This is a genomic window from Spirosoma aureum (assembly GCF_011604685.1).
GTDB lineage: Bacteria > Bacteroidota > Bacteroidia > Cytophagales > Spirosomataceae > Spirosoma > Spirosoma aureum.
In genome coordinates, this window is record NZ_CP050063.1 from 8,771,461 (window position 1) to 8,783,491 (window position 12,031).

Here is a 12,031-nt window from a genome sequence, read left to right on the forward strand (position 1 = left end):
CTGCCGATAGGTCTATCCATTGAGAGTCGACTCGCCAAAGTAACCGCTCAGTGGAAGAAGTTCCGAAATCCGAACCTTTAAACCTTACCAAAACTATGGAAAAACACCTTTCCGGGCAACTCTGGCTAAAACTTATGCGGTTTTCTCTAACACAAAGTTTAGTTATGTTCCTTCTGGTGGGCGTATCGTATGCCCACTCGAGTAAGGCCCAGGAATACCTGAGCAAGCGATTGACTTTACGTGCTGAAAATCAGGAGATCAAAAAGATACTGATCGATATTGAAAAAGCAACGGGTGTACAGTTTGTGTATAGCTCTCAGGTAATCGACCCTAAGCAACGAATAAGCGTTCAGGTAAATAATTCGACCCTGGAAGAGGTACTCATTAAGTACATCAAACCGCTGTCTGTCAATTATGAACTGGTAGGCCGAAAGATCGTTTTGTCAGCCAGCGCACCGGCTTCTACCGACACCGGCTTTGTTGAACCAATCGACCATCCGGAAGCCGCGCCTAAACGACCGATCACGGGCCAGGTAACGGACGAAAAAGGAGCTGGTCTACCGGGCGTAAGTGTCATCGTGAAAGGATCGCAACGCGGTACTACCTCTAATTCAGAGGGTAACTTTCAACTGGATATTCCGGACGGAAGTGCTTCGGTTCTGGTCTTTAGCTTCGTTGGCTACGACAGCAAAGAGGTGGTGGCGGGCAATCAATCAACGTTTCGGGTCTCGCTCGCTCCGGCCAGTAAAGCACTGAACGAAGTCGTTGTAACCGCTTTGGGTATAAAAAAACAGGCCAAAAGCATCGGGTATGCCACCTCTACGGTTACCTCCGATCAGATAACGGTTAACCGAACGGCCAATTTCATGAACGCCCTACAAGGCAAAATTCCGGGTGTCAATATAACCTCGCTAGGGTCAGGACCTGCCGGAACCAGTAAAATCCGGATTCGTGGCCAATCATCCTTCGGCGGCAATAACTCCCCCCTAATCGTTGTCAATGGCGTACCAATTGATAACACAAACTATGGTGCCCGAGGAGATGTATCTGATAAGGGAAGCAACCGGACTTCGGACAGCGGAGACGGGCTGAGCAGCATTAATCCGGACAATATTGAAACTATGACCGTTCTGAAAGGCGCAGCGGCCTCGGCCCTCTACGGCTCGCGCGCTAAAGATGGGGTGATTATGATTACGACCAAAACCAGAGGAACCGGATCGGGTATTGGCCTGGAATACAACACCAATTTTACGACAGACACCCCACTGGACTACACCGACTACCAGTATGAATACGGTCAGGGTGAAAACGGTGTTCGTCCAACAGCTCCCTTTCCAACGTCGGGCCAATGGAGTTTTGGCGAAAAATTCCAGCCAGGCATGACCCAGATTTTATTCGATGGCGTTGAAGTACCTTATGTACCGCAACGGAATCAAATAACGAAGTACTACCGCACCGGACAAACCTGGACAAACACCATCAGTCTTTCGTCGGGTGGCGAATTCGGGGGGTTCAACCTGTCGATTTCCAATCTGGACAACAAAACGATTCTGCCGGGTTCGGGCTATAACCGCAAAACCGTTAATCTGGGATTTACCCAAACACTGGCGAAGAAGCTGACCATTTCGGGCAATGTGAATTATTCCAATGAGTACCGGAAAAACCCACCGAATATTGCTGAGCAGGATTATAGCCCGGTTGTATTGTTTAGCATGGCCAACTCCATGCCGTTGGACCTGCTGGAAAAATATGCGTCTGATGCGAATGGGAATGAAGTCCTCTGGTCACGGTTCACCAACCGAACCAATCCCTATTTTGCCCTGAAACGCTTCGAGAATGTGCGCACCGATCGGGTGTTCGGGAATCTGACGGCTCGGTACAATTTTACGGACTGGCTGTTTCTACAGGCACGGGTTGGCCAGGACTATTACGCGCGTGAACAGGATTACAACCTACCCACCGGCAGCCAGCGGCAACCTGCCGCACCGGCAGGTTTTGTCAATGGCCAATATGTGCAGGATTCACGGACGGTACGAGAGCTGAATACGGATTTCCTGTTGGGAGCCAACCATACATTTGGCGTTTTTGGCGTCAATGCAAACATTGGTGGTAACCAGATGTATCGCAGAATTAGTCGGCACAATGTATTTGCGCAGGACTTCTACACCCGAGGACTATACACAATAGGCAATGGTCGCCAAAAAGATGCTACTTATGAATTATCAGAACGGCAGGTTAATTCGCTCTATGGGTCGGCAGAGGTTTCATACAAGGACTTTCTGTTTATAAACGGAACCGTCCGAAACGACTGGTTTTCTACCCTATCGCCCGAGAATCGGAGTATTTTATACCCCTCTGTAACAGCCAGTTTCGTTTTTTCGCAAGCATTCGCCAGCGCCTTACCAGGGTGGCTTTCTTTTGGAAAAATCAGAGCGGCTTATGCTGAAGTAGGTAGTGATACCGATGTACAGCCCTATGCCAATAACCTTTTCTACGGAATAAACGCCCAGCAGTTTCCATCACCGAGTGGAGCTGCCCAGCCCTTAGCCAGCATTAGCGGGTCAACGGTTCCCAACGCCAATCTGCGCCCCATGCGTGTTTCCGAAAAAGAAGTGGGACTGGAATTGAAACTATTCAACAACAGGATAGGATTAGACCTGACCTATTACGACAAACTATCGTCGGACCAAATTCTGCGAGCCCAGACATCCGACGCGGGTGGATACCTGACGCAGTTGATCAATGTCGGTCAAAGCCAGAATCGGGGCCTGGAAATGCTGTTGACGTTTTCACCCCTTAAGCGAGTCGACTTTAGCTGGGATGTCAACATTAACGCGGCCTATAACGTAACGAAAGTTCTCGATTTGGGCAGTAGTGTCAGCGATAATATGATCACCGTCGGAACCGGCGATTTTACCGGGGAACTGCGTCAGGTAGTTGGTCTGCCCATGGGTCAGTTGTTTGGTTTTGGCTACCTGCGAGATGCACAGGGCCGACAGGTTTTTGACGCGGGCAATGGGCGTCCGCTCCGAACTGCCACGCAGATCAGCTTCGGTAGTGCTTTGCCCAAGTGGGTTGGTGGTTTCACCAATAGCTTTACCTACAAAGGCATTAATCTCTCATTTTTGATCGACTTCAAGCTCGGCCATAAGATGATCTCCGGAACAAACCACAATGCCTGGCGGCATGGCCTGCACAAAGCCACCTTAGCCGGACGGGCAGAAAACTATGTAATCGGGAATGGCGTCAATCCAAGTGGCGAAGTTAATCAGACCAAATCGGGGGTCCAGGCTTTTTATGAAACCGTTCGTTCGCAGAACATCGCCGAAGAATTTGTCTACAATGCGGGGTTGTGGCAGCTGCGGCAGATAACGATCGGCTACGACTTCACCAGATTTCTACCAACTTCCAGCAAGTTCATTAAAGGAATTCGGTTAAACGCCGTGGCCAATAACGTAGCTGTCATCAAGAAATGGGTCCCCAATATTCATCCTGAGCAGTTCGGCTTTCCCTCCGATAATTTGATAGGCCTTGAAGCAACCGGTTTGCCAATAACCCGTAGTGTCGGATTTAATCTTAACGTCAAATTTTAAGATTTTCCCACAGCTATTGTCAACCCACAAAAACGGACTACTATGAAAAAAATCAATAAATACCTGCCAATCTGGGTACTAGCCTTCTTTATGCTGGCTTCCTGCGATAAAGGATTCGACGAAATGAACGTCAATCCCGTTGCGCTGACAGCCGTAGAACCCGCCTTTCAATTGAACACCGCCATTGTAGCCAGTGCACCGGGCTATGGTAACTTAAGCTATGAAACGACCATCGTCAAACAAATGATCACACCCTTTAGTGGTCAGGGGTCGGCAGCTAACTTTAATCAGGATAACCGGACGGTATCGAACGGCAACTGGAATACGTATTACCAATCGGTTATCAAGGAGTTGACGGATGTCATCGCCAAAACGAAAAACGATCCGGCCCGCACGAACCTGTACAATATGACCCGAATCTGGCGGGCGTATTCGTTTATGGTGCTGACCGACACCTACGGCGACATACCGTATACGCAGGCCGGAAAAAGTTATCTGGAAGGTATCGTAGCACCTGTTTACGATACGCAGGAGTCTGTTTATACGGATCTTTTAACTGAACTGGATGCTGCTTCTGCTGCGTTGGATGCGACCAAAACAAAGGTAGCCAGCGATATTCTCTATGATGGCGATGTCGTTAAATGGAAACGTCTGGGATATTCCATTTTGCTCCGGGCAGCCATGAGGCTATCCAAAGCAAACCCGACCAAAGCCGCCGAATACGTTGGAAAAGCTGTTGCCGGTGGTGTCATGCAGTCCAATGATGACAACGCGATTATCCGCCATACCGCCAGTTTTACCAACCCTGTTGGCTCTCAGTTAAATGGCGGTCAATCTGCCTTCTTTTATCTGGCCGAAGATTTCGTCAGCTATCTGAGCAAAACCAACGATCCACGGTTAGCCTCCATTGCGGTTCGGTATGTGGGCGCGACTAGTGGAGCCCAACAGATTGAGTCAAAGGCCAATCGGACTCCCGGGGTTCAGATCGGTGCACCGCTGGGCTATGATAATACCACGATTAGTGCGGCTGTAACCGCCAGCAAACTCGCTAGTTTATGGGATTACAGTCAGCTCGACAAAACGAGAATGGCCGCTCTGTTGGCTCCCAGCTTTCTGGTTACCTATGCCCAGACCCAGCTGTTACTGGCCGAAGCCGCGTTCCGGAAATGGACAACGGGCGATCCGGCTACATTATACGCCAATGGCGTGCGTTCGCACATGCGGCAACTGGCCAGCTATGGAACAAGTACTGCCGTTCCTGACGCTGCCATCGCGACTTATTTACAGGCCAATCCGTTGGCTACGGGCAAAGAGTTGGAACAAATCAATACGCAATATTGGGTCGCTTCATTTCTCATGGGTCCAGAAACATGGGCTAACTTCCGTCGGTCCGGTTTTCCTGTGTTGACGCCGAATCCGTATCCGGGCAGTGATCTGAAAACAGAGCCGTTTATTCGTCGATTGACCTATACGGATGCTGAGCTGAATGTTAATAAAATCAATGTACAACAGGCGATTGGCCGACAGGGGCCTAATCTGCTCGATACCCGAATCTGGTGGGATAAAAAGTAGACCGGAGTTTTGTTAAAAGCTGTGCCACGGTTTCTAACCATGTGCTTCCTAACCGTGGCACGGCTTTCAATAAATCCTGATAAAGTAAAGCCTTCCTTATTCCACCTTTCTTTTACATGAAGAATCTAAAAAAACGACTTAAGCAAGGCGATACACTCAACGGGTGTTGGTTAAACCTTGGCAGTTCTCTTACGGCAGAGATTGTTGGCCAGGCCGGATTCGACTGGGTGCTGATCGATCTGGAACATGGTGCCGGATCGGAGAAAGATGCGCTGTATCAGTTACAGGCTCTTGAACATACGTCTGCTGGGGCTATTGTACGGGTAGAAAGTGCCGAAAGTCAACGTATTCACCGGGTGCTCGACATGGGGGCCGAAGGGATCATGTGCCCAAAAATTACCAATCCGGCAGATGCCCAAAAGGTCGTAAACGGCTTACATTATCCTCCGCATGGCAGCCGGGGGGTTGCCAAGATGGTACGCGCTACCGGCTTCGCTCAGCAATTCAACCAGTATTATCAGGAATCCAGAGATACGATTTTGGGCGTGGTTCAGATCGAAACCGTTGAAGTCCTCAATCACCTCGACGAAGTAGCTGCTATCGACGGTGTCGATGTGCTGTTTATTGGTCCCGCCGATCTATCTATGGAACTGGGCATTTTCGGGCAATTTGACCATCCCCGATTTAAAGAAGCCTTAAAAGAAACGATCAACGCAGCCCAAAAAGCCGGGAAGGCTACTGGCATTCTGTTCTTTAATCCCGATGATTACAATACCTATCACGACCTCGGCATCCGGCTAATTGCCTGCGGGGCCGATGCCACGTTTGTTGCCGATGGCGCCCGAAACCTGGCGAACAAACTGGATGCATTCCGATCAGTCTCAAAAACCAGCTAACCAATAAAGTCGATAGTCGTCTGCTTGTACTGGCAGACTGCCCACTCACTATTCTCATAAACCTTTGTTTAATGACTGATCCGCTCATAATCTTAGCTGTAGGCGTAATTATCGTAGTAGGTGGCATAATTGGCCTGAAGCTGCATCCATTTCTGGCTCTGTTACTAGGCGCTTTCGTGGTTGCATTAATGACACCAGCTTCGGCCATCGAACAATTTGCTTTATCGAAAGGCACGGCACCGGCCGCTGCCCTGGCCCTGGCGAAAAAGGGAATCGGCGAACGCATTGCCACTGAATTCGGGAATACCTGCGGCAAAATAGGCATCCTGATCGCGATGGCCGCGATCATTGGGAAATGCATGCTGGAGAGCGGAGCCGCTGAACGAATTATACGGTCAATGCTGCGGTTAACGGGCATCGAAAAGGCGCCCATTGCGTTTCTGGTGAGTAGCTTCTTTTTGGGAATACCCGTCTTCTTCGATACAGTTATTTTTCTGATGATGCCACTGGCGAAGGCCATGACCCTGCGAATTGGCAAAAACTACCTCCTGCTGGTGCTCTGCATCATGGCCGGAGCAGCTATGGCTAACTCGCTGGTTCCACCCGCACCAGGACCACTCTTTCTGGTGGGCGAAATGCACATTCCGATTGGAATGATGATGATCGGCGGCACTATAGTTGGACTTTTCACCATAACGGCCGGGTATTTTTTTGCGCTTTGGGCCAACCGAAAATGGCCGATTCCGCTGCGTGATTCGCTGGATGCAAAACTGGAAGACATCAAACTAATTGCAGCCAAAGAGACCATTCATCTTCCCGCGCTGGGACTGTCGCTTTTACCCGTTTTGATTCCCCTGGTCTTTATCTGTGCAGATACAGCCCTCACAGCGATGGCTACACCAGGAACACCGCTTACTCAGTCGCCCTTTTTAGGGAAGCTGATCAGCCTGATCAAGTTTTTTGGCGATAAGAATATCGCGATCGTTACGGGTGGTATTGCAGCTCTGCTGGTGCTGGCCAAAGAGAAAAAGGGCAACAAAGAAGGACTAACCCCGTTCGTGCAGGCGGCTCTGATGAGCGGAGGAGGTATCATCCTGATCACGGCAGCGGGTGGCGCTTTTGGTGGTATGTTACAGCAAACCGGCATTAGCGCGCGTATTGCCGACATGACGAAGGATTACCAGATGGCATTGATTCCGATGGCGTTTTTCATTGCCGCCGTTGTCCGAACCGCGCAGGGTTCGGCCACGGTAGCGCTGATCACGGCTTCGGGCATTCTGTCAGGAATGGCCAGCAATGCACACCTGGAATTTCACCCACTGTATTTAGGTCTGGCGATTGGCTGCGGGTCAAAATTAGTACCCTGGATGAATGATGCAGGGTTCTGGATCATTTGCAAACTAAGCAACTTAACGGAACGTGAGGCCCTGAAAACCATTTCGCCCTTACTGGTAGTGATGGGTCTGACAGGCTTGGTCGTTATCATGATTGCAGCACAATTATTCCCACTGGTTTAATACGCTGATACGACATTGTTATTAAATGACATTTGTTTCTCGCCGATACGGTCCGTATTTGCAGGAAAAATACCTCTATAAAATGGAAAAAGTAGGATTTATTGGTTTGGGTATCATGGGCAAGCCCATGGCGTTGAACTTGATTAAGGCTGGCTATTCGCTATCGGTACTGAGCCAAAGTAAAGCAGCCAGCGACCTAATTGAAGCGGGTGCGCAATCGTTCGCAACGAGTAAAGAACTGGCTCAACAGAATGACATTATCATTACGATGCTGCCCGATTCGCCCGACGTCGAACAGGTCGTGTCTGGCCCTGACGGAGTGCTCGAAGGTATTCAGGCAGGAGCCTTATTTATTGACATGTCGACCATTGCCCCTTCAACCGCACGGAACATTTACGGCTTAATGCAGGCAAAAGGAGCCGACGCCCTGGACGCACCGGTTTCGGGAGGCCAGGTTGGTGCCGAAGCCGCATCGCTGTCTATTATGGTGGGCGGTAGTGAATCTGCCTTTCAGCGTGCCCTGCCTCTATTTCAGGCGATGGGAAAAAACATTGTTCACATCGGCGAACCAGGTGCCGGACAAATGACCAAAACCTGCAACCAGATGATTGTTGGCATTACGATTCAGGCCGTTGCGGAAGCGTTCGCACTGGCTCAAAAAGCGGGCGTAGATCTTGAAAAAATGCGGGAGGTTCTGCTGGGTGGTTTTGCGCAAAGCCGTATCCTCGACCTGCATGGAAAACGGATGATCGATCACAATTTCAAGCCGGGTTTCAAGATCAAATTACATAAGAAAGATATGGGCATTGCCCTACAGGCTGGCGAAGAATTTTCGGTACCTCTCAAAGGTACTGCTCTGGTAGCCGCTCAAATGGAGGCTGCCGTAGCTCAGGGAAACGGCGAATTAGACCATAGTTCGCTCTTGTTACTAGTAGAATAATTTATCGTACCCAGGATTTTCGTTAAAACCAGACCCAGATTCATCCTGTACCAATTCATGACCTAGTCTGTTTTTTGGCGAAAATCCTGGCTCAATGAATGCTTTAAAACCAAAACCCTTAACGAACCTTAACATGATGAAACGTAAGAATTTTATTAGAGTCATTGCCGCGGGTTCCGTGGGAGCAGCCGCGTGGAGCCCCGAGTTGGCAAAAGCCGACAGCAAGGCCAAACCCAAAAAAGTACTGATGAAAGTGGGCTGTCAATCGGGTGGCACATCAACCGAAAACCTGGAGTTCAAAGCCCGACATGGGGTGTATAATCTGGATGGAGGGGCTCCTAAAACGATTCCTGGCAAAGGCTGGGATCTGGACGATTCGCTGAGAAAGAAAGAAGCCTGTGAAAAATACGGCATTAGTCTGGACGCCTACCACTTTCCCTTAGCCTCGTCTGGAATCGACAAGGCCGAATATCCGAATGTCATGCTCGGAAAGAGTCCGGAACGCGATCGTGAAATCGAGATCCTTCAGCAGATGATTCAGGTTGCCGGAAAAACAGGCATTAAGGTACTAAACTATAACACAACAATTCTTCCGGTTTTACGGACGGGAAAAACAGTCGATCCTAAACGCGGCAATGCCATCTATAGCACCTGGAATTACGAAGAGGCCGTCAAACAAAATGCGCCCAAAACCATAGCCGGGGATGTATCTATCGAGCAGATGTTTGAGCGCATTACTTACCTCCTCGACCGGATTCTTCCGGTTGCCAAAGAGTATAAGGTCAAACTAGCCAATCACATTGCCGACCCCCCAACGCCCGTTGGGTTTCGGGGGATAACCCGTTGGAATAGCCCGGATGTTTTTAAGGGTATTCAACGATTTGCCAAGCTGTATGATAGTGAATATCATGGTTTCAATTTTTGCATCGGATCAATCGCCGAAGGGCTGAATGACCCAAAAACGGAAATTATGCCGATCATCAAATGGGTTGGTGAGCGAAACCAGATTTTTAACGTTCATTTGCGTAACATCAAGGGTGGCTGGAACAACTTCCAGGAGGTTTATCCCGATAACGGCGACATGAATTTTCTGCATGTGGTCAGGGCTTTACGCGATGTTGGCTATTCAGGCATGGTCATGCCTGACCATGTGCCACATCATGCCGACAGTGCCGCTGATTTACAGGCCTTTTCATTCTGCTACGGCTACATAAAAGGACTTCTTCAGACGGTAGCAGACGAAGTATCATAAGCAATAAAACCACTATGCAGTCAAAAACAGGGCCCCGCATTGCTCAAATCCACATTACCCCCATTGCCATTGTTGACCCTCCCCTGCTGAATGCAGCTGGTTTACATGCGCCCTATGCCTTGCGCACAATAGTCGAGCTGATAACAGATGACAACATTTCGGGTATCAGTGAAATTCCGGGTAACAAAGATATCGATGCCGCGCTCGAAGCATCCAGAAGTTTGCTGATTGGGAAAGATGTATTCCAGCTTAATGACATCAGGCAGGTTCTGGTCAATCAGTTTGGGATCGAAACCGCAGCAGACCGGGGAGAAACGCCCTGGGATCAGCGAAAACTGGTTCATATTTTTAGTGCCATTGAAGTCGCCTGTCTTGATATTATCGGGAAAGTTACGGGTCGCCCGGTTGTTGATCTTTTGGGTGGAAAAATGCGCGATCGGGTCCCTTTTTCGGCTTATCTGTTCTATAAATACGAAGGAGCGGGCGGAGAACTGGCTTTCAAAACGGATCCGGCTGCGCAGGGATGGGCAGCCGCCCGACAAAGCAGTGCGCTGAATCCTACCGAAATTGTGGCCCAGGCCAAAGCCATGTGTGCCGAGTTCGGCTTCCAGTCGATCAAACTAAAAGGGGGTGTCTTTGAGCCCCAGCAGGAGGTCGATGCGATGTTTGCGTTGCATGAAGCATTTGGCCCTGGTGTACCCTTACGCGTTGATCCAAATGCACTCTGGACGGTCGAAACCTCGATTCAATACGGCCGACAGATGGAGCCAATTCTTGAATACCTGGAAGATCCGACCCGAGGCCAGGAAAACATGGCAAAAGTTAGAAAAGCGATTAAAACGCCACTGGCCACAAACATGTGTACGACCTCGTTTGAAGACATTCCGAACAGTATTGCCATTGGATCGGAAGACATCATTCTGAGTGATCACCACTTTTGGGGTGGTTTGCGGGCATCCATCACACTCGCGGGTATATGCGAAACGTTTGGTCGCGGCTTATCGATGCACTCCAATAGCCATCTGGGAATTTCATTAGCGGCTATGGTCCATTTGGGCGCAGCCCTGCGCGACGTACCTTACGCGCTGGATACGCACTACCCCTGGCAATCGGATGAAATCATAACCTCAGGCCGCTTTACATTCGAAGAGGGGTCGGTTGCGGTTCCGCAGGAGCCAGGTCTGGGTGTTGAACTGGACCGGAACGCGTTGGCAAAACTTCATCAGAATTATCTGGACTGTGGATTGACGAAACGTGATGATCAGGTGGAAATGCAGAAAGTGCAACCGGGATGGACATTTAAATCGGTTCGCTGGTAATCCAGTCAATTCGACTGAAGCGTACAAAAGACAGCTGTGCCGTTGCTATTAAACAAAAAAGTCCGGACTTTCTCGTGAAAGTCCGGACTTTTTATAGATACTGATTATACGTTTACTAGGCGTTGTTCGAGGTCAGTTTCGCGCCCAGATACTCGCGGTTCATACGGGCAATGTGGTCAAGCGAAATTGATTTTGGGCACTCTACCGAACATGCCCCCGTGAACGAACATGCGCCAAATCCTTCGGCGTCCATTTGCGCAACCATACGCTCGGCCCGCTCTTTATGTTCTGCCTGTCCCTGTGGCAAGATGGCCAACTGCGATACTTTAGCCGAAACAAACAGCATAGCCGACGCATTTTTGCAGGCAGCTACACAGGCTCCACAACCAATACAGGCAGCGGCATCCATCGCTTCATCGGCAATAGTCCGCGGAATAAGGATTTCATTCGCATCACGGGCTGATCCTGTGTTAACGGATACGTAGCCACCCGATTGAATGATCCGGTCAAAAGCCGAGCGATCGACCATCAGGTCTTTGATTACCGGAAAGGCCCGCGCTCGCCAGGGTTCAACCACAATCGTATCGCCATCGTTGAACGAACGCATGTGCAACTGGCAGGTTGTTGCCCCTGTCTGTGGACCATGTGCCCGTCCGTTGATGTACATGGAACAGGTGCCGCAAATACCTTCGCGACAGTCGTGATCGAACGTAACAGGGTCTTCGCCTTTTCGGGTAAGGGAATCGTTCAATACGTCGAACATTTCCAGAAACGACATATCTTCCGATACATTATCGAGATGGTATTCGACTAGTTTACCTTCTGTATTGCTATTTTTCTGTCTCCAGACTTTTAGGTTAATTTTCATTGTTTGAGAGTCTTCCGTTTTCAGTTTTCAGTTTTTAGCTGGTCATTACGCCAACCGCTAACCGAAAGCTGAAA

General features: G+C 49.6%; 8 protein-coding genes. 7 read left to right on the top strand and 1 reads right to left on the bottom strand.

Going from position 1 to position 12,031, the window contains the following annotated elements; translation table 11 throughout:
- Positions 1-95: 95 nt before the first annotated feature.
- From G8759_RS35170 to G8759_RS35200, 7 genes are all read left to right on the top strand, one after another.
- Entirely contained in the window at positions 96-3,593 is a 3,498-nt protein-coding gene (locus G8759_RS35170) for a SusC/RagA family TonB-linked outer membrane protein (RefSeq protein ID WP_167218436.1), read from the top strand.
- A gap of 42 nt (positions 3,594-3,635) precedes the next feature.
- Entirely contained in the window at positions 3,636-5,165 is a 1,530-nt protein-coding gene (locus G8759_RS35175) for a SusD/RagB family nutrient-binding outer membrane lipoprotein (protein WP_167218438.1), read from the top strand.
- Between the two features lie 116 nt (positions 5,166-5,281).
- Positions 5,282-6,061, top strand: coding sequence for an HpcH/HpaI aldolase family protein (locus G8759_RS35180; protein ID WP_167218441.1), 780 nt, complete (start codon positions 5,282-5,284; stop codon positions 6,059-6,061).
- A gap of 71 nt (positions 6,062-6,132) precedes the next feature.
- A complete protein-coding gene (locus G8759_RS35185; protein WP_167218443.1) occupies positions 6,133-7,578 on the top strand; it encodes a GntP family permease in 1,446 nt (481 codons plus the stop codon).
- Positions 7,579-7,660: 82 nt separating this feature from the next.
- Positions 7,661-8,518 carry a 2-hydroxy-3-oxopropionate reductase gene (locus G8759_RS35190; protein WP_167219412.1) on the top strand — a complete coding sequence of 286 codons (858 nt, stop codon included), beginning with the start codon at positions 7,661-7,663 and terminating at the stop codon, positions 8,516-8,518.
- Between the two features lie 136 nt (positions 8,519-8,654).
- Positions 8,655-9,770, top strand: coding sequence for a mannonate dehydratase (locus G8759_RS35195; protein WP_167219413.1), 1,116 nt, complete (start codon positions 8,655-8,657; stop codon positions 9,768-9,770).
- 14 nt (positions 9,771-9,784) lie between these two features.
- On the top strand, positions 9,785-11,089 hold the full coding sequence (locus G8759_RS35200) for an enolase C-terminal domain-like protein (RefSeq protein WP_167218445.1): 1,305 nt from the start codon (positions 9,785-9,787) through the stop codon (positions 11,087-11,089).
- Positions 11,090-11,204: 115 nt separating this feature from the next.
- Here G8759_RS35200 and G8759_RS35205 read toward each other — a convergent pair whose 3' ends face one another.
- The gene (locus G8759_RS35205) at positions 11,205-11,957 is read right to left on the bottom strand and encodes a succinate dehydrogenase/fumarate reductase iron-sulfur subunit (protein ID WP_162388800.1); all 753 of its coding nucleotides are present in this window, start codon (positions 11,955-11,957) and stop codon (positions 11,205-11,207) included.
- Positions 11,958-12,031: the final 74 nt, after the last annotated feature.

Bases quoted from the DNA above. Each gene is read 5' to 3' on its own strand.
- G8759_RS35170 (WP_167218436.1), top strand. From the start codon at position 96: ATGGAAAAACACCTTTCCGGGCAACTCTGGCTAAAACTTATGCGGTTT.
- G8759_RS35175 (WP_167218438.1), top strand. From the start codon at position 3,636: ATGAAAAAAATCAATAAATACCTGCCAATCTGGGTACTAGCCTTCTTT.
- G8759_RS35180 (WP_167218441.1), top strand. From the start codon at position 5,282: ATGAAGAATCTAAAAAAACGACTTAAGCAAGGCGATACACTCAACGGG.
- G8759_RS35185 (WP_167218443.1), top strand. From the start codon at position 6,133: ATGACTGATCCGCTCATAATCTTAGCTGTAGGCGTAATTATCGTAGTA.
- G8759_RS35190 (WP_167219412.1), top strand. From the start codon at position 7,661: ATGGAAAAAGTAGGATTTATTGGTTTGGGTATCATGGGCAAGCCCATG.
- G8759_RS35195 (WP_167219413.1), top strand. From the start codon at position 8,655: ATGAAACGTAAGAATTTTATTAGAGTCATTGCCGCGGGTTCCGTGGGA.
- G8759_RS35200 (WP_167218445.1), top strand. From the start codon at position 9,785: ATGCAGTCAAAAACAGGGCCCCGCATTGCTCAAATCCACATTACCCCC.
- G8759_RS35205 (WP_162388800.1), bottom strand. From the start codon at position 11,957: ATGAAAATTAACCTAAAAGTCTGGAGACAGAAAAATAGCAATACAGAA.